Source organism: Solilutibacter pythonis (genome assembly GCF_003697345.1).
Lineage (GTDB): Bacteria > Pseudomonadota > Gammaproteobacteria > Xanthomonadales > Xanthomonadaceae > Solilutibacter > Solilutibacter pythonis.
In genome coordinates this window covers 37,098-55,483 of sequence record NZ_RFLY01000020.1, presented here as the reverse complement: position 1 = coordinate 55,483, position 18,386 = coordinate 37,098, and the positions used below count along the sequence as shown (strand labels likewise).

16 protein-coding genes and 1 pseudogene are annotated in these 18,386 nt (G+C 63.9%); 8 read left to right on the top strand and 9 right to left on the bottom strand.

Annotated elements, in window-relative coordinates; translation table 11 throughout:
* From EBB59_RS12005 to EBB59_RS11975, 7 genes and pseudogenes are all read left to right on the top strand, one after another.
* Window positions 1-1,339 (top strand): thioesterase domain-containing protein (locus EBB59_RS12005; RefSeq protein ID WP_245979300.1); only part of this gene is annotated, 1,339 nt, incomplete at its 5' end.
* The gene (locus tag EBB59_RS12000; protein WP_122102388.1) at window positions 1,330-2,994 is read left to right on the top strand and encodes a multidrug ABC transporter permease/ATP-binding protein; all 1,665 of its coding nucleotides are present in this window, start codon (window positions 1,330-1,332) and stop codon (window positions 2,992-2,994) included. The genes EBB59_RS12005 and EBB59_RS12000, both read left to right, overlap by 10 nt.
* Before the next feature lie 9 nt (window positions 2,995-3,003).
* Complete coding sequence (locus tag EBB59_RS11995; RefSeq protein ID WP_147455581.1) at window positions 3,004-5,262, top strand: M20/M25/M40 family metallo-hydrolase; 2,259 nt, start codon at window positions 3,004-3,006, stop codon at window positions 5,260-5,262.
* A gap of 117 nt (window positions 5,263-5,379) precedes the next feature.
* Window positions 5,380-5,874: pseudogene (locus EBB59_RS11990) on the top strand (TonB-dependent receptor domain-containing protein); the annotation flags it as partial.
* 206 nt (window positions 5,875-6,080) lie between these two features.
* Window positions 6,081-7,337 carry an NAD(P)/FAD-dependent oxidoreductase gene (locus tag EBB59_RS11985; RefSeq protein WP_122102385.1) on the top strand — a complete coding sequence of 419 codons (1,257 nt, stop codon included), beginning with the start codon at window positions 6,081-6,083 and terminating at the stop codon, window positions 7,335-7,337.
* Window positions 7,334-8,692 carry a glutathione-disulfide reductase gene (gorA, locus tag EBB59_RS11980; RefSeq protein ID WP_122102384.1) on the top strand — a complete coding sequence of 453 codons (1,359 nt, stop codon included), beginning with the start codon at window positions 7,334-7,336 and terminating at the stop codon, window positions 8,690-8,692. Before EBB59_RS11985 ends, gorA begins: the two co-directional genes overlap by 4 nt.
* A 113-nt stretch (window positions 8,693-8,805) precedes the next feature.
* Window positions 8,806-9,000, top strand: a complete 195-nt coding sequence (locus EBB59_RS11975; protein ID WP_122102383.1) for a YgaP family membrane protein — start codon at window positions 8,806-8,808, stop codon at window positions 8,998-9,000.
* Window positions 9,001-9,005: 5 nt separating this feature from the next.
* Here EBB59_RS11975 and EBB59_RS11970 read toward each other — a convergent pair whose 3' ends face one another.
* Both EBB59_RS11970 and EBB59_RS11965 read right to left on the bottom strand, forming a co-directional pair.
* Entirely contained in the window at window positions 9,006-10,886 is a 1,881-nt protein-coding gene (locus tag EBB59_RS11970; protein ID WP_122102382.1) for a M48 family metallopeptidase, read from the bottom strand.
* Window positions 10,887-10,914: 28 nt separating this feature from the next.
* The gene (locus tag EBB59_RS11965) at window positions 10,915-11,508 is read right to left on the bottom strand and encodes a LemA family protein (protein ID WP_211327744.1); all 594 of its coding nucleotides are present in this window, start codon (window positions 11,506-11,508) and stop codon (window positions 10,915-10,917) included.
* A 101-nt stretch (window positions 11,509-11,609) separates the two neighbouring features.
* Here EBB59_RS11965 and hutG point away from each other — a divergent pair, with 101 nt between their 5' ends.
* Window positions 11,610-12,392, top strand: coding sequence for an N-formylglutamate deformylase (gene hutG, locus EBB59_RS11960; RefSeq protein WP_122102380.1), 783 nt, complete (start codon window positions 11,610-11,612; stop codon window positions 12,390-12,392).
* Between the two features lie 15 nt (window positions 12,393-12,407).
* Here the strand turns inward: hutG and lpxE are convergent, their stop codons facing one another.
* The 7 genes from lpxE to EBB59_RS11930 form a co-directional block, all read right to left on the bottom strand.
* Window positions 12,408-13,040: a lipid A 1-phosphatase LpxE gene (gene lpxE, locus EBB59_RS11955; protein WP_122102379.1), complete on the bottom strand. Its 633-nt coding sequence runs from the start codon at window positions 13,038-13,040 to the stop codon at window positions 12,408-12,410.
* 12 nt (window positions 13,041-13,052) lie between these two features.
* Window positions 13,053-14,660: a phosphoethanolamine--lipid A transferase EptA gene (gene eptA / locus EBB59_RS11950; protein WP_122102378.1), complete on the bottom strand. Its 1,608-nt coding sequence runs from the start codon at window positions 14,658-14,660 to the stop codon at window positions 13,053-13,055.
* A 247-nt stretch (window positions 14,661-14,907) separates the two neighbouring features.
* Complete coding sequence (locus tag EBB59_RS13905; protein ID WP_158601798.1) at window positions 14,908-15,078, bottom strand: hypothetical protein; 171 nt, start codon at window positions 15,076-15,078, stop codon at window positions 14,908-14,910.
* Window positions 15,075-15,866 carry a YaiO family outer membrane beta-barrel protein gene (locus EBB59_RS11945; RefSeq protein ID WP_122102377.1) on the bottom strand — a complete coding sequence of 264 codons (792 nt, stop codon included), beginning with the start codon at window positions 15,864-15,866 and terminating at the stop codon, window positions 15,075-15,077. The genes EBB59_RS13905 and EBB59_RS11945 overlap by 4 nt, the downstream gene beginning before the upstream one ends.
* A gap of 31 nt (window positions 15,867-15,897) precedes the next feature.
* Window positions 15,898-16,518, bottom strand: a complete 621-nt coding sequence (locus tag EBB59_RS11940) for an LbetaH domain-containing protein (protein WP_122102376.1) — start codon at window positions 16,516-16,518, stop codon at window positions 15,898-15,900.
* Entirely contained in the window at window positions 16,505-17,626 is a 1,122-nt protein-coding gene (locus EBB59_RS11935) for a glycosyltransferase family 2 protein (protein ID WP_211327743.1), read from the bottom strand. Before EBB59_RS11935 ends, EBB59_RS11940 begins: the two co-directional genes overlap by 14 nt.
* Before the next feature lie 43 nt (window positions 17,627-17,669).
* Window positions 17,670-18,299, bottom strand: coding sequence for a PIG-L deacetylase family protein (locus tag EBB59_RS11930; RefSeq protein WP_158601797.1), 630 nt, complete (start codon window positions 18,297-18,299; stop codon window positions 17,670-17,672).
* Between the last annotated feature and the right edge of the window lie 87 nt (window positions 18,300-18,386).

Genomic DNA, 18,386 nt, shown 5'->3' with positions numbered 1-18,386 from the left:
GGCCGCGTTGGCGGGCGTCGCGGATGCGGCGGTGGTGTTGGAGGGTCGGGGCGAGGGCGCGTGTTTGTTGGGGTATGCGGTGGCGGAGGCCGGTGTTGCGCTGGATGCCGAGCAACTGCGTGAGCAACTGCGCACCCAACTGCCCGACTACATGCTGCCGCGGCAGATCGTGTTGCTGGCGGCGTTGCCGCTCACGGTCAACGGCAAGCTCGATCGAAAGGCGCTGCCGAAGCCCGAACAGCACACCGACGCAGGCCGTAAGCCGCGGTGCGCGCTGGAATGGCAACTGATGGATGCCTGGCGGCAGGTGCTGGGCAGAAGCGACTTCGGTATCGACGACGACTTCTTCGAGTTGGGCGGCCACTCGCTGCTCGCGACTTCGCTGCTGAGTCGGCTGCGTCGCTTGCAAGGGCAAGACTTGCCACTCGCCATGCTGTTCCAGCATTCCACGATCGCGCGCATGAGCGAGTTCCTACGCCATCGCGCGGGTTCGGCCAATACGCTGGTGCGTCTGCGCATGGGCATCGGGCCAGTCTCCCTGTTCTGTCTGCATCCCGGCGGTGGGCACACGCAGGCCTATGGCCCAGCGCTGGAACGCCTCAATATCGGCGCGTTGGGCGTGAACTCGCGCATGCTGATCGACAACGACTGGCGCCCGGAATCCCGCGAGGCACTGCTCGACGACTACCTCGCCCTGATCCGTGCCGAACAACCAAACGGACCGTATCTGTTGCTGGGCTGGTCGCTGGGCGGCACCTTGGCCTACGCACTGGCCGAGCGGCTGGAGCAAGCCGGCGAACGCGTCGCGCTGCTCGGGTTGATCGATTGCTTCGGCTGGCGTGAGAAGGAACGTGTCGAGCATCCGGCGCTGCATGGACTCGTCTGGTTGCCCGAATACTTCGCCTATCTCGAACCGCCGCAACGCGAAGACCTATACGCCCAGCCCGAACGGCTCGCCGTGCTCGATGCCGAGTTGGTGCAGGCAGGCGATGAAGCCACGCGGCAGGCCGTGCTCGCCGCACATTACGTTGCACTGGCGGGTGAGGCGGCTGTGGATGCAGAACGGCATCTGCTGCAACTGCGGCTGTTCCGCGCTTGGGATGAGGTGATGACGGGCTACCAGCCACGCACACTGACCGCTCCGGTGGTGCATTGGCAAGCCACCGACACCATCGCGCTGTTTGGCGGCACCCAGGACGCCTGGGAGGCGCATGCCACGGTCACGCGCTACCCGGTGTCGGGCGATCACTATTCGATCATGCAATCGCCCGCGCTCGCCGAGGGCGTCGCATCCGCCATCGCGCAGGCTCTACCCTTGGGGAGCACCGCATGTCGCTGATCCGCCTGTTGTACGCAAGGCACCGCTTCTTTATCGCCACTGCAATGTTGTTGAGCATTGCCAGCGCGGCGCTCGGCATCGCCGTCATGGCCATGATCAACGAACGTCTATTGGCGGCGCCGGCACTCGATCTGGCGGATCTGGGCCGCTTTGGCGGTTTGTTGCTGGCGACGTTCGTGGTGGGAAGCCTGGCACAGATCGTAATGTCCACGCTGGGCCACAAGGTGGTCTACCGGCTGCGCCAGACCATGGTCAAGCGTGTGCTGGACACCGGTATCGAGCGGCTGGAAGACCTCGGACTTCCGCGCATCCTGGCCACGCTCAGCGGTGACATCAACAAGATCACCCTGGCATTCGCCAGCCTGCCCTCGGTGGTTTATGGCCTGACGTTGACGCTAGGCGGTTTCGGCTACCTGGCCTGGTTGTCGCCGCGTCTGTTCGTCGCCACGGCGGCGTTGCTGATGCTCGCGGTCGCGGGCGGCGGTCTGTTAATGGCACGGACCCGGCGCGAAGCGGAACTGGCGCGCGAATTGGAGGATGAGCTGTACCGCCACTATCAGGCCGTCGTCGAAGGCCGTAAAGAGCTGGCTCTCAATCGCGACCGTGCCCGACACGTGTACGAGCAGGAGTTTGAAATCGATGCGCGCCGCAGCCGTGACCGTGAAATCCTCACGGACGTGTTCAACGGCCTCAACCAGAACTGGGTAAACACGATGCTGCTGACGACGATCGGCGTCGCCCTGTTCCTGGCGGATTACTTGAACTGGGCGTCCGCTGGCATCGTTTCCACGTTCGCATTCACCCTGATGTTCCTGCGAGCGCCGTTGACTGGGCTCGTTGGCGCCATCCCGAGCCTGATTTCCGGCAGCGTGGCGCTGGCCAAGGTCGAAAGTCTGCAACTGGCCGAATACCACGAAGATTTCGATCGGTTGCCCGAATTGCTGCCGCGGCAGTGGACGCAACTGCGCCTGGAGGGCGTCGAATATCGCTATCGCGGGGCCTCTGCCGACGAGCCGGGCTTTGCCGTCGGGCCGATCGATTTGCAAGTGCGCCGTGGCGAGCTGTTGTTCGTCGTGGGTGGCAATGGCAGTGGCAAGACGACCTTGATGCGCTTGTTGTCGGGACTGTATCGACCGCAACAGGGGCGGGTGTGCATCGACGAGATCGAGATCGATGACACGCGGCGGCCAGCTTTGCGCACCATGTTCGCCAGTGTTTTTTCCGACTTTTACCTGTTTCGCAGCGTGCTTGGACACGATGGAAAACATGCGGACGAAGAGCTGGGTGATACGTTGCTGACGACCTTGCAACTGGAGCACAAGGTATCGATCGATCGAGGCAAGCTGTCGGACGTCCGGCTTTCACAGGGACAGCGCAAGCGTCTGGCGCTTCTGTTGGCATGGGCCGAGCAGCGGCCAATCCTGCTGCTCGACGAGTGGGCTGCCGATCAGGATCCCGCTTTCCGCGACTTCTTCTACCACCACCTGCTTCCCGAACTGCGTAGCAGCGGCAAGACCATCGTCGCGGTAAGCCACGACGATCGTTATTTCCATCTCGCCGACCGCGTGTTGAAGCTCGACAGCGGGCGCTTGGTCGATTGGCGGGAACCGGGAGTGCAACTTCCCGCCACGCTTCCGCAAGAACTCACGGCCTGAGTTCCCGCCTTGTCCATTGCTTTGTCCGCAGCGAAGCCTTTTCTGCCGCGTGTTCTCGCCTTCCTTCTGGTCGTGCTGAGCGCCATCGCGTCACTGGCGAGCCTGCGCCCACCCGCGCCACGCGATGATGGCCCAAGTACGTTCTCGGCAGTGCGGGCCAAAACGTATTTGCCAGAGATTGCACGAGCGCCACATCCCATCGGCAGTGTCGAGAACGCGCGCGTGCGTGGTTATCTCGTGGAGATGCTTCGGACGCTGGGGCTACAACCGCATGTGCAGAGCGAGTTCGTCGTCCGACCCGATCCCTGGGGGGCCACGGCAGGCATCGTGCATAACGTAGTCGTGCGTTTGCCGGGCCGGGTTCCTGGCAAGGCCGTGCTGCTCATGGCGCATTACGACTCGGTGACTACAGGTCCCGGCGCCGCAGACAATGGCGCCTCGGTTGCCGCCGTGCTGGAAGTGTTGCGGATCATCAAGGGCCACAGCACATTGAAGAACGATATTGTCGTGGTGCTGACCGATGGCGAGGAAGTGGGTTTGCTGGGGGCGTACGCTTTCGTGGCCAAACACGCCTGGGCACGCGAAGTTGGCGTGGCCCTGAACTTCGAGTTTCGCGGCAATCGTGGGCCCGCCATGCTGTTCGAGACGGGGGATGGCAATGATCGCGTCGTCAGTGCTTACGCCACCGCCGTACCCGATCCGAAAGGCAGTTCGTTGCTATATGAGCTCTATCGGCTCATGCCGAACGACACCGACTTCACTCTCTTCAAGCAGGCAGGGGTACCGGGGCTGAATATCGCTGTGGCTGAGGGGCACACGAGTTATCACACAACCTTGGACCGCTTCGACCTGCTGGACGAGAACAGTCTGCAACACCTGGGCGAGACCATGCTTGGGTTGACACAGCACTTCGGCAACGCCGATCTCGATGGTCTACAGGGAGACGATCGAACCTTCTTCGATGTCCCGGTAATCGGCATGGTGTCGTACGCCTTATCTTGGAACCCGGTACTGTGCGCGTTGACCGCGCTTCTGTTCGTTGTGGTCTTTGTCCTCGTGGTTCGGCGGGGTGCCGTGCGTATTTCCAGAGCTACATGGGCTGCGTTGGCCTTCGTGGGTGTACTGGTCGCAGGCGCTGCTATGGCGCAACTCGGATGGTGGAGCGTACTGCAACTTCATCCTGGACATGCGACGCTGCTGCAAGGCGACACCTACAATAGCCATTGGTATCTGCTGACTTTCCTGATCATTGCCACGGCTGTCCTCGTGGGTGCCGTGCAGTCGCTCTCGCGCTGGATAACCCGCTTGGAGTTTCTGTTCGGCGTACTGGCGGTCTGGGTAGTCCTGATGGTCGCGAGTGCGATATGGCTACCGGGCGCCAGCTATACGCTGGTGTGGCCGCTCGTCTCGATGCTGCTCGTATTGCTGCTGAGAATGACGCGCGGTGGCGAGTTGGATACACACCTGTCGATGGCCTTGGCCGCGATTCCAGGCGTCGTATTGTGGATACCGCTGACGTGGTTGCTCTTCGTGGCTCTGACGCCTGCGCGGTCATTCTCGGCGGTGGTTTCCTTCGTGCTGCTCCTGGGCCTGCTTACCCCACTGGTACCGACCATCGCGGCGCGCAAGGTAGGGCACCGGACTACCGTCGTATTGATCATCCTCTCGTTGACGGGTGGTTCGCTGAGTTCCACCCACAGCCCCTCGAATCCGATCCAGAACAGCCTTATCTACGGCCAATATCGCGATAAAGCTTACTGGCTCTCCATGGACCCCGAACTTGACCACTGGACACGCCAGTTCATGGGTATCCAGCGCCAGTGGCGCGCCGTGCCGGAAATTTTCGGACCCGATTCCGCAATGTTCTGGACGGCTTCAGCCCCCGCGCAATTGCCGCCTCCCACCATCAAGGTCATCAACGAGCGGTTGGCTGCCAACCGTCGATCGATCCAATTGCGGATCGCGTCGCGTCGACGAGCTCCGCGACTGATGCTCGCCGTCGAAGGTGCCGCGGTGCTGAGCTCGTCGCTCGGAGGCTACCCCCTTACCGACTCGCGCAAGGACGATTGGACGCTGGATGCCTATGCCACCCGCGAGGACGGCTTGTCCGTCACTCTGGAGATAGAAGGCACCAAGCCCGTGCGCCTGCGCCTGTCGGATGTCTCCTACGCGTTGCCCGCTTCAGCTCCCGCTCGCCCGGAAGACCTGATCCCAAAACCCTTCATGCTGAACGGAAATTCCATCGCAACGAGCGATCTCTGGCACTAGTCCGACGCTTCCCAGGATTCCGATGCCGCTCGGCAAAAGGTACCGGTCGAGCCTGACCCTCAAGTACGAATGGTTGTCACTTGCTAAAGCCATGAGGGAAGGACCACCGACCCCACCGATCCGCGCCGGCAGATCAACGTCGGCACGCAGCGCACGCGCGGTGTCGAACTGGGATTGGCGGCCTCGTTGCTGGAGCGGCGGCTTGATCCGTATGCGGGCTACGCATATTTGAATGCGGAAATTACCCGTTCGAACAACGTGGTGGCGTACGGTAGCCAGCGCATCCCGTTGCAGGGCAAGGTGCCGGCACTGACGCCGCGCGACAGTGCGTCCTTGTTCGCCGAGTACGATCTCGGTGGTGGTTGGCGCGTGGGCGGTCTGGCTCAGCACGTCGGCCTGCGATATGCCGCTCCGACCAACGCATCGGTATTGCCGGCCTACACCCGCTTCGATGCGCACGTGCGCTACGCCAACGGCCCGTGGAAGGTACGCTTCCGCGTTGAAAACCTGTTCGACAAGCGTTATTACGCATCCGCTCACGGCGGTGTGGATGGCTTCAATACGCCAGGCGCGCCACGGACCTATGGCGTGAGCGTGGATTACCAGTTCTAAATTGGCCTGAGCCAAACCCCTTGGCGGTGCGCGCGTACCGTCGGGGGGCGTGGTTTGCGTCGTTTGTTGATTTTGCCGTAGCCAATATTGCCGGACGTGGGGTCGGGGGCCGCATTGGATGCGCGGCACGCCGTTCCGGGGCGAAGGGGCGGCCCATGCGTTGCCTTGGTCGTTGCCGTCCTGGGCGCAGGTTCTAAACTGTCGCCATGAGTGAGCAAACGGATGTCGTCGTCGTCGGTGCCGGGGCCATCGGCCTCTCTTCGGCGTTGGCCCTGGCCAGGGCCGGGCGCAGTGTGACGGTGATCGATGCCGGGCGCGTCGGGGGCGGGGCTTCGCACGGCAACTGCGGGACGCTGACACCCAGCCACGCGCCGCCGCTGGCCGCGCCGGGCACGGTGATGAGGGCGCTGGGCTGGATGCTGACCCCGGACGCGCCGTTGTACGTGCATCCGCGGTTCGACGCGCACCTCTGGCGCTGGCTGCTGCGTTTTTCCCTGCGTTGCAACGAAGTCGATTGGCGTCGCAGCGCGCGCGCGAAGCACGCGTTGCTGGTCGATTCCCGCCATCGCGTCCAGACGTGGATCGAGGCGCACGGACTGGCTTGCGAATTCGTCGAAAGCGGCGAGGATTACGTGTTCCGCGATGAGCGCGCGTTGCGTCACGAAGAGCGTGAATTTCAGTTGCTGCGCGAGCTGGGCGTCGAGGTGCAACTCATCGATGGCGCGGCCTACGAGCGCGAGGAGCCGGCGATGAAGCCGGGCGTGGCCGGGGCGATCCGTTTCGCCGGCGATGCCATGTTCCGCCCCGATGCGTATGTGCGAGAGCTGGCGCGCGCCGCGCGTGGTTGCGGTGTCGACATCATCGAGCATTGCGCCTTGCAAGCCATGCGCGAGGAGCAGGCCGGCGTGGTGCTGGCGACCTCGCGGGGTGAGCGCCGGGCGGGCCAGCTCGTCCTCGCGGCCGGCGCATGGTCGCCGCTGCTGGCCGGTATCGTCGGTGCGCGCTGGCTGCGTGGGATCATCCAGCCCGGGAAGGGTTACTCGATCACTTACGATGCGCCGGCGCTGGCGCCGAAGCGGCCGCTGGTGCTGCGCGAACGTCTGGTTTGCGTCACCGCCTGGGGCAGTGGCTACCGGCTGGGCAGCACGATGGAGTTCTCCGGCTACGACGACAGCCTCAATCCGCGCCGCCTCGCCGCGCTGGAACGTGGCGCCGCCGAATACTTGCGGCAACCGCTCGGCCCGGTGGCGCGCGAGCGCTGGTTCGGCTGGCGGCCGATGTCGCTGGACGATGTGCCATTGATCGGTCGCATCCCCGGCCGCCGTTCCAGTTGGCTGGTGACCGGCCACGGCATGATGGGCATGGGCATGAGCGCCGGCAGCGGCCAGTTGCTGGCCGACCTGTTGACGGGCGCCGAGCCGGCCATCGATCCCACCCCTTTTTCACCGGAGCGCTTCGTATGAGTGATGTTGGAAACGAGTTCGATCTCATCGTGATCGGCGGTGGCAGCGGGGGGCTGGCCGGTGCCTTTCGCGCCGCCGGGCACGGGGCCAGGGTGGCCTTGCTGGAGCCGGGCCCGCTGGGAGGCACCTGCGTCAATCTGGGGTGCGTGCCGAAGAAAGCGATGTGGTTGGCGGCGGACGTCGCCCACAAGATCGGGCAGGCGCGGCAGCTCGGCTTCGATCTGCCGGCCTCCGCGCCGCTGGATTGGCGCGAATTGATCCTGCATCGCGCTCGCTACATCGAGAACATCCATGCCGCCTACCGTGCCCGGTTGGCGCGGGAGGGCGTGGCGCTTCTGCCGTATCGGGGCGAACTGACCGGTATGCCTGGCGAGGTGCGCTGCGGCGACCTGCGCTGGCGCGCCCGTCATCTGTTGGTCGCCACCGGCGGGCATCCGTTGAAGCCGGAGATTCCCGGGGCCGAGCTGGGCGGCGTCTCCGATGATTTCTTCGCCCTGACCGAGGCGCCCGCGCGGGTGGCGCTGATCGGCGGTGGTTACATCGCGGTGGAACTGGCGGGCGTGTTGCAGGCGCTGGGCAGCCAGGTCGAGGTGTTCGTGCGGCAATCGTCCTTGTTGACCAGTTTCGATGCCGAGGTGGCCGCGCGGCTGGCCGAGGACATGGCCCAGGCGGGCGTGCGCTGGCACTTCGATACCGAGGTATCGGCGTTGCGGCGCGAGGCGGATGGCCGCACCGCGCTGGTGGTCGGCGAGGGCGCGCACGGCGGCTTCGATCGGGTGCTGTTTGCCACCGGGCGCGGGCCGAACAGCCGTGGCATCGGCCTGGAGGCGGCGAGCGTGCGCTGCAACGCGCGTGGTCAGATCGAAATCGACGCCTTCCAGAACACCTGCGTTCCCGGTGTCTACGCGACCGGCGACGTCACTGCGCAGCCGGCGCTGACGCCCTACGCCATCGCCGCCTCGCGCCGGCTGATGGATCGCCTGTTCGGCAGCCAGCCGGAGGCGCGCGCATGTTTCGACGAAGTGCCGACGGTGGTGTTCTCGCACCCGCCAATCGCCAAGCTTGGCCTGAGCGAGGCCGAAGCGCGCGAACGCCATGGCGGAGACCTGCGTATCCTGCGCGCCGATTTCCGCCCGATGCTCAGCGCACTGGCCGACTGCCCGACGCAGAGCCTGTTCAAGCTGATTTGCGCCGGGCCGGAGGACAGGGTGGTCGGCTTGCACCTGATCGGCGAAGGTTGCGACGAAATCCTGCAAGGCTTCGCGGTGGCGATGCGGATGGGCATGAAGCTGTCCGACTTGCGCGATACGCTGGCGATCCACCCGACCAGCGCCGAGGAAGTGGTGTTGATCTGATTGCCGAAAAAGACCGCGCGGCGGCGACCCGGCGACGTGGTCGCGCGCGTCCCCACTGGGTGAAGGGGGCGTGGTGCGCGATACTTGCGGTGTCTTCCAATGGAATTCCCGCCATGCAAGCCAACGTCGGTTCCGTCGATCGCATCATCCGCATCGTTATCGGTCTGGTGGTGTTGAGCCTGTTGTTTGTCCTGCCAGCGCCGCAGAAGTATTTCGGACTGATCGGGATCGTACCGATACTCACCGCGATCATCCATTTCTGCCCGCTCTATCACTTGTTCGGCATCGATACCTGCAAGGCGCGCTAGCCGGCTCAGGCGTGCAGGATCGGCGGTAGCGGGCAGTGCAGGATCGCGCAGACCGTGCGCAGCAGTTCCGACTCGGCCACCGTCACCCGGCCGTCGTGGCTGATGGTGGCGGTGATCGCCTCCAGCAAGGCTTGCTTGGCCAGCGGGTCCAGGCTGTCGAGCGGCGTCCACACCATATCGAGTGCCTGCACGCCTCCGCGTCGCGCTTGCCACGGCAGCGCCTGATGGGGGTACAGCAGGGCGATGCCGGCGTTGTAGGCGCGGCGTGCGTGCTCGGCATCGCCGTGGCCGAGCTGGGCCAGCACGGTAAGCAGGGTGGACGCCTCGGTCTTGACCGTGGACAGCTTACGCAGACCGAAGCCTGCGTGTCGCGCCGGTGACAGGGCATCACCCACTTGCACTTGCAGCATCCGCGCCAGGCAGTATTCGAACAGGGACACTTGGCCATCGACGTGCGAGACCGCCTGGCAGGTTTCGATGAAGGCATCGAGCGCCGGCCGCGGCCGTCGACGCAGGGCGGGGAAGGCCAGGGCCGCCAGCGGCAGGCGCAGCATCGGGTGTAGCGTTGCCAGTCGGCCACGCGCGAGCGCAGTGGCGGATTCGGCCACGGCATCGTCAAGGCGGGCGGCGATCTCCCGGCGTTGCGCCTCGGCGATGCCGGCATCGTCCGAAAGCAGTAGGCCGAGCAGCAAGGGCATCGCGCCCGCCTGTTCGCCGGCCAGTTGTCGTAGTGCGTCGGGCAACGTGGTGGCGATGCGTTCGGCGGCGAGATAGTCGTCGCTGGCTGGTTGCGCGACTTGCTCCACCACCTGTGTCGGATCGACGGCGAGCTCGCGCGCCGGCGAGGGCAGTGGTGGTGGGCCGTCACCGGCCAGACCGAGCAGGCGATCCTCGGCCAGGCCATCCGGTGGCGCGGACAGCCATTTCGCGCGCAGCTCGTCCAGTTGGCGCGCATCGAAACCGGGTTCCAACGCGCGGATGCGTTCCAGGAGCGGCGGATGGGTGGCGAACAGGCCGCTGAAGCCGACGCCATCGCCAAACAGCATGTGGCTGACCTCCTCGGCGTCGTCGCGGTGGCTGAGCCGGGCGCCTTCGCCGACGCCGGCGATTTTCTTCAGCGCCCCGGCCAGGCCCGAAGACTGGCGGGTGAATTGCACCGCCGAGGCATCGGCCAGCATCTCGCGCGAACGGCTCACCCCGGCCTTGATCATCCGCCCGAAGAACAGCCCGGCGTAGCCGATCAGCATCAGCCCAAGCGCGGCGACCAGTACCGCGCCCGCACCCTTGCCGCGCACGCGGCCACCCTCCAGGATCTTGCGGCCGGCCAGGCCGATCATCAGGATGCCGAACAGCACGCCGATCAGACGGATGTTGAGCCGCATGTCGCCGTTGAGGATGTGGCTGAACTCATGCGCGATCACCCCCTGCAATTCGTCGCGGCTCAGCCGGGCGAGCGCGCCGCGGGTGACGGCCACGGCGGCGTCGCTGGGCGAATAGCCGGCGGCGAAGGCGTTGATTGCGTCCTCCTGCTCCAGTACGAACAGCCGGGGCACCGGCACTCCGGAGGCAATCGCGATTTCCTCCACCACGTTGCGCAAGCGGCGTAGGTGGAAATCGGTGGTGTTGGCGGGCACTTCCACGCCGCCCAACTGCCGGGCGATGGCTTCGCCGCCATCGGACAGCGAGGCGATGCGGAACATCGAACCGGCGGCGATCACCGTCAACGTGACGAGGCTGGCGGCGGCGATCAACGCCGGATCGGAACTGAAGGCGATGGCGATGGCGACATCCACCGCCGCCACGATGCAGATCACCGCCAGCGCGAACAGCGCCAGCAGACGCGTGGAGCGACGCTTCGCCTCGGCCTGACGCTCGAAAAAGTTCATCGTTGCGAACCGCCGCCGGACGACCGCCTCAGAATTGCACCTTCGGCGCTTCGCGCACCTGCTCGCGTTTTTCCTCGGCGATTTCCAGCAGCGTTGCCGGGGTGAAGCCGAGGCTGCCGGCGATCAGGCCGGCCGGAAACATCTCGCGGCGGTTGTTGTAGGCCATCACCGCGTCGTTGTACGCCTGCCGGGCGAACGCGATCTTGTTCTCGGTGCTGGTCAGCTCCTCGGTGAGCTGCATCATGTTCTGGTTGGCTTTGAGGTCGGGGTAGGCCTCGGCCACCGCCAGCAGACGGCCCAGGCCGGTGTTCAACTGGTTCTGCGCGGCGGCCAGTTGCGCCATGGCCTGCGGGTCGCCCGGATTGGCCTTGGCCGCGGCCAGCCCCGATTGCGCGGCGGCGCGCGCGGCCACCACGGCCTCCAGCGTCTCGCGTTCGTGGCCCATGTAGGCTTTGGCGGTTTCCACCAGGTTGGGGATCAGGTCGAAGCGGCGCTGCAATTGCACGTCGATCTGAGCGAAGGCGTTGCGGAAAGCATTGCGGGCGGCGACGAGGCCGTTATAGACGCCCATCGCCCACAGAAAGCCGCCGACGATCAATATCAGCAGCACGATGGCGAACACGATCATGCGGAATCTCCCCACGCGCGGAATGCGCGTCCAGTGCGCGAAGCATAGCGAATGCGGGCGGCGGCGAGATGAAGCCGCACACTAGAATGGCCCGTATGGACACGCCGACCCACACTCTGCATCGCGGCACGTTGCCGCTTCTTATCAGCGCGCCGCACGATGGCAGCCGCGTCCCCGCCGGGATCGCCGCGCGGCTCACGCCCGCGGCGCGGCGCGTGCCGGATACCGATTGGCATATCGCACGGCTTTACCGCTTCGCCCGCGAAATGGGTGCGTCGATAATCGTGCCGAAGCATTCGCGTTACGTCATCGATCTGAACCGTGGCGAGGACGACGTTTCGCTCTATCCCGGCCAGAACACCACCGGCCTTTGCCCATTGCTGCGCTTTTCCGGCGAGCCGGTCTATCTGCCTGGCCGCGAGCCTGACGAGGATGAGGTGCGGGCGCGTGTCGAAACTTTCTGGCGGCCCTATCACCACGCCCTGCGCGGGGAGCTGGAACGCCTGCATGCCGAGCATGGCCGGGTATTGCTGTGGGAGGCGCATTCGATCAGGGGCGAATTGCCATTTCTGTTCGAGGGCCGGTTGCCCGACCTCAACCTCGGTACCGCCTCGGGCAACAGTTGCCTGCCCGAAACGCAGGCACGGATCGAAACCGTGCTAGCCGGGCAGGGCGATTACGGCTTCATTTCCAATGGCCGTTTCAAGGGCGGCCACATCACCCGCCATTATGGCCGCCCGGATGGCGGCATCGAAGCCGTGCAACTGGAAATCAGCCAGCGCTGCTATATGGACGAGGACAGCTTCGAGTGGAACGAGGCAAAAGCCGAGTGCCTGCGGCCGTTGTTGAAGCGGCTGATCCAGGCGGCGTTGGCCTAGCGGCAAGGGTAGGGTTCATACCGCCGCGTCGTTCTTGGTGTCGGTTTCGCGCTTGGTGGTGAAGATCGCAGTGACCATGATGCCGAGCAGGGCGCCGGAAATCACCGCGGAAATGGTGTGCATGTCCAATGCCACCCGCGCGTGCATGGTGAGCAGCATGATGGGGAGCGTCAGTATCGCCAGCATCCAGCCATAGCGGCGGCAGACGAAGTAGAAGCCGCTGGAGGCCATCGACGAATGGCCCGAGGGCATGTTGTGCCGGCTGTTGGGGGAGCTGGGTCGCTGGCCCAGCCGGGTGTCGCGGATCGTCAGGCCGTTCAAAAGGCGCTTGGCGCCGTGGGTGGCGAGCGTGGTGGCGATGGCCACCTTGGCGAGTTGGACGATGCCTGCCACATCGCGATAGGCCAGGGGCAGGCCGATTTGCAACGCGGTGTTGATGAAGCGCCCGTAGTTTTCGGTGACGTAAGCGGCCTGGGGGGCGATGGAGCTGCCCTTTTGAAGCTCGTAACAGGCCAGGTCGCTGGGATATAGCGTGCTTGTCAGGAGTGCAAGGATGCTGAGCAGCCATAGCATCCGTATGCTGGATGAACGTTTCGTGGGCAGGAAGTCGTCGTTTGGCGGGAGGTTTTTGTCGGAGGCGGGGGTCATGTGGGGGCGGGGTCAGGGGGCGAATATGTCGAATGTGGGGTTGTAGATGTCGCTGCGGGCATCGAAGGCGCCGAGCACGCTGTGAAAGATATCGTCCTGAGTACGGCCAGAGTTTTTCGCTTTTGTGACAGCCGAGGCTTGGGTCTTGCTGAAGCCCGGAGATGTCCAGACCAGGAAGGGGATCGCGCGTTGCTCATCGGGGGCTAGCGTGTTCGGTGTTCCGTGCAGGTAGAAGCCGCGCTCCCCCAGGGATTCGCCGTGATCGGACATGTAGATCATGGTCGAAACGCTATCGGGGACCGCTCGCAGCAGTTGGATCGTCTCGGCCAGGAAATGGTCGGTGTAGAGGATGGTGTTGTCGTAGGCATTGACGAGCGTGTCCGGCGGGCACTTGCTTACGTTTACCGAACGGCATACGGGTGTGAAACGCTCGAATTCCCGCGGGTACTTCCCGGCATATTGCGGGCCATGGCTGCCGGCCTGGTGCAATACCACGAAGATGCGCGAGGCGTCCGATGCCTGGAGTTTTTCCTTCAGCCCATACAGCAGCGCTTCGTCGTAGCGCAGGCGTGCGCAGTCGGTGCCGGTGCAGGTCTTGCGTATGTCCTCGGCGCGTTGATAGAGACCGACCTTGAGTGGCGGCTCGCCCCAGTTGTTGCTGCGCCAGATCACCTCCACGCCGTGGCGTTGCAGGTAGTTGGGCAGGATTTCCTGGGTGACGCGCGCCGGCGCCTTGCTGCCGAGATGCGACAGCATGCAGCGCAGCGATGCGGTGGTGTAGGTGCTGCATGAAACCGTATTGCCGAGCGCCACGACGCCGGCCTTGGCCAACTGCGGGTTGGTGTCTTTGGCATAGCCGTAAAGCGAGAAGTTTTTCGCGCGTGCGGATTCGCCGATCACCAGCACGACGATGGTCTTGCGCCCGGGCTGTGGCGCTTCTTCGAAATGCAGGGGCGGCAATGGCGCCTGGGGCCGGTTGGCGGAGGCCGAATCCTGGAAATGGCGGATCGTATTGGCGATGTAGGACCAGGGCAGCATCAACCCGCCGAGGTGCTTGGCGTGCTTGTCGAACCACAGCCAGGTGGACGAGCTGGCATAGATCATCGCGCAACCGAGTACCGCGCTCGCAAGCAGCAGCCCCAACCGTTTGAGGCGGGTGGAGCCGCGGATGGCGGCCTTGGCCACCACGAGCGCGGGCAATACGCCCAGCGCCAGCAGATAACCGATGATCCCGGGGCTGAAAAGCTCCCCGGCCTCGCGGCGGTCGGTGTTGAACACGTTGCCCATCATCGCCTTGTCGATGAGCACGCCGTAGGTGGTCATGAAATACAGCGCGAGAGCGTTTCCAAGCAGGATCAGGATGCAGGCGGTCTTGGTGAGCCGGATCGAAAGCAGGGAGAGCAGGGTCAGGAAGACCGCCATCAGCGCGACCTGGAGGCCGCTCAGCGTCAGCAGGTTCAGAAGGCCGGGAAGCGATCCGGGCTCGCTGTTGGCGATGGCGTAGCGGTACAGCGGCCACTGGAAGACCAGCAGGTTGAACAATGTGAATGCGGCGAGAAAGGCCGCATAACCAAGGTTCAGGTCGAACTTGCGGAAAACGGTGGATAGGGTTCGGCGCATGCCTTGAGGGAGTCGGTAAGGGCGCCGGGTGCGACCACGAGCGGGGCGTTATTGTTGCACGGCAGCATGGCGAAGATCGCCGGATGGCCGGGCCGATCGTGAACCGTATTGGGAACCGGGTCCGTTGGAGGCGCTCGCCTGGATGTCGGGCATCCGCTCGCGCGAGGCCGGGTTGATCGCATTTCCCCCTCATGGAGGTCGATCGGATACCGGTGTCGAGCGCGCGCGATTGCTCAGCCGCCAGCGGTCAGCGCCGCCGCATAAGAAGGCTACGCAGGAAGCGGATGCGGCATGCCTGCGGCATCGCGGCGGTGGCGGGCGGATCGCCCACGGAAATATTGGCATTCAAGCCGACACGGGTGGTAAAAAGACGGGAGGCTTCGATCAGCCTCCCGTGCGATTTCCCGGTGGGGTTCACCAGTTGTATTCGATGCCGAGACCCAGCGTGGTTCCGGTGTATTGGGTGAACGGCATCTTGTACCAGGTGCGGCCAAGCGTCGCGTTCAGCGCCAAGTTCTCGCTGACCGGTTGCACGCGGCGCAAGGTGGCCGATTTCGTCGACCCGGCCAGGAATTCCGTTGCCCAGTCGTACGCGAACGCGCGATTGCCCTTGCCCAGCCACAACTCGGTCCTGCCCTTGCTGGAAGCCCCATCCTTGATGGTCAGGCGGGCGGTGTGCCCGTTCTTGGAGCCGGTGATGTCCGTCTTGTAACGGGTGAAGCGATACATCAGCGAGCCGCGAGGGAAGTAGTAGGTGGCGCCGGCATTCCACGAGGTCACGCCGACATTGCCGAAGTATCGGGTATCGCGGGCGCCGAAGCTGAGCGAAGTGTTCGGGATGAAGTTGAGATCGACGTTGCCGTACAGGTCGCGCTTGGCGAACACCGGCTTGTCCGAGGCGACGGAGCCGCCGAAGCGGGTCGTGACGACGTCATTCCACTTGGTGTAGACCGTGATGCCGGCCTTGCTGGCCTTGGCGTCGGTGCCTTGCGGGAAACTGCGATCCCCCCCGGCAATGTTGAAAACGAAGGTGTTCTTTTCCTTCTTCAGGACATAGTCGGCGGACAGGACGGAACGTTCGCCCAGCGCCTCTAGGTCGGTGTATTCGACATTGAGGGAGAAAGTCTGTTCCGCAGCGATGCTGTGGGTGGTCGCGAGCGCCAGAATCGTAGCGGAAAGCGCCAGGGCGGGAGTTCGTTTGGTCATCGTGCTTCCTTCGTTCAGTCTATTGATGGGGCTACAGGTTGGAGGTGGAGAGTTCCTGCCGCAGGCTGTAGCGCGCCGTTGGCAGGTTTTTGGTGATGTTGATTCCCGGCCCGAACTGCGAATCGGCAGCGATCGTCCGCCCGGGAAAGACGATGCAGCCGACACCGAGCTTCGCGCGCTTGCCGATGCAAGCGCCAAGCTTCATGGTCCCGGAATCGACGCGTTCGCCCAGGGCATTCATCACTTCGATGTTCCGGTCGTCGAGTCGGTAGTTGGAGGTGCGGACCAGGGCGCCGAGAAAGACGGCTTCCCTGATGATGGAATCGGCGACGTAGGAATAGGGGCCGAGGCTCGCCTCGTCCTCGATGATGGCGTTCTTGACTTCCGCGCCATTACCGATGAGTACCTTGTCACCGATGAAGGTCGCGCCACGGATGACCGTATTGGTGCCGATGATGCAGCCCTCACCGATGATCACCGGGCCGCGGATGACGGCGTTTTCGCAGACTTTCGTTCCATGTCCGATGGCGATCGGCCCCTGGCTCGCGTCCAGGGTGGCGGTTGGATGTACCTCTGCGTGGATCCGGTTCGGGCCATCTCCCAGGTGCGTGGAAACTTCGCCGGTGCGCGTTTTTAATTCAACGCTCCACATGGGGATACCTCGTCGGTTTGTCGCGGGCGGGCTCGCGTCCCGTGAAAAGGCCCTTGATGCCGTGGCTGATCCAGATCGCGTACGCCAGTAGCACGTAACAGATAGCCAGCGGTGCGAGGAACACCAGCCGTTTCCGTTGATGGAATACGGCACAAAACATCCCGATGGCCATCACGACGAGAACCCAGGTGAGTGGAAATAGCGAATGGAAAATCCCGATGGGGCCTTCGTTCGAGAATGAGTCGGCCCAGTTGATGGCGTAGACGGCGACGCCCAGCATGACGAGGCCGAGCATGGGCAGGATGGAAAACAGGCCGAATCGGGTGATGAGCAGGCGCGGATACAGGCGCATGCAGACGGCATAACCGACGATCCAGCGGCGCCAGCGCTTCCACTCTTCGGTAACGGTATTGCACTCCTGCGGGTAAACGATGCAGCGGTTGGCTTGCCGGACCTTGTGGCCGGCCGCGACCAGTTGCCAGGTCAGATCGAGGTCTTCGACCTTGGTGCGGTCGGAGAACGGATATTTGCGGAGGACTTCGGTCTTGAACATCCCGCAGGCGCCGCTGATGATGAACGGCGCGCCGCCCAGCATCTGTTGGAAGGTGCGCTTGATGATGATCATCGGCAGCTTGACCGACGCGCGGATATGCGGCAACAGGCCGGCGCCGTTTCTCAGGTTGGAAGATGGAATTCCGCCGGCCGCGTCCGCGCCCGCCTCGATCTCGGCCAGCAGGAAGCCGATGGATTTGTCCGGTGGCACATAGGTGTCGGCGTCGGTCAGGAAGACCTGGTCGGTCGTGACGTATTGGAGACCTTTCATCAGCGCCCCGCCCTTGCCGGTATTGGTTTGGCTGACAACGACCAGGCGCTCGCCGTATTCCTGCTGGAGACGGGCGAGCTCGGCGGCCGTGCCGTCGGTGGAACCGTCGTTCACGCAGATCACCCGGTTGAAGTACGGGTTGCGCATGAGGTAGGTCAGCGAATCGGCGATGCATGCCTCCTCGTTGAAACACGGGATGATGGCGTCCACCGAGCGGAAGTTGGCCGATGCCTTGCGCCGCAGCGTGACCAGCAGCAGATAGCCCAGGGCGATGGCGGCCATCATGAAGAAAGCGATTGTTTTCATGTGTATGGGCGGTGTTGCCGTTTTAGAAAATGAATTTGTGTGCGATGAAGCCCTCGCATTGATTCAGGCCGACCTGCGTCGCGCGGAACTTGCATGCGGCCGTGATGGCTTCGTGATCCATGTAGATGCGTTCACCCTGGCTGACGTGTGCGGCCAGAGCGGTTTTTTTGAGCTGTATCTGCGCGGGGCTGAGCGCCTCGAAGAAGGTCGGCACGAAATTGGGATAGGCCGATGGCGTTTCGTAAACGAGGATCTGGGGCACCTTGCGGCAGGCCACGTCGGAGGCGTGGAAAACGGCGCGGTGATCCTGGTGCCGGTCTTCGCGGAACATCGTATAGACGCGATCGGGCTTGATGGAGGCGACCGTGTTTTCGATGCAGCGTATGAGTTCGAACAGCGGAACGCTGTCCAGCCGCGCATCGGGAAAATCGTGCTGAACGATATTTTCCATCGGCACACCCAACGTATTGAGAGCCGTGGCGGTTTCTTGCACGCGGTCGTGGCCGAAGGCGGCCGTGCCACCGCGAGTCGCGACGAGGCAATAAGGCTCGATGTCGCGCTCGATGAATTTCGCGATGGTGCCGCCACAGCCGAGTTCTATATCATCGGGATGCGCGCCGATGAACAAGGCTTTCTGGATTTTGCGTGTCATCGTGGGGAGCCATGCGTGGCGCATGCTTGAAATTTTGGGGAAAGGTAGTTCATAACCAGTACAGGCCATAGGAACCAGTTCACATAT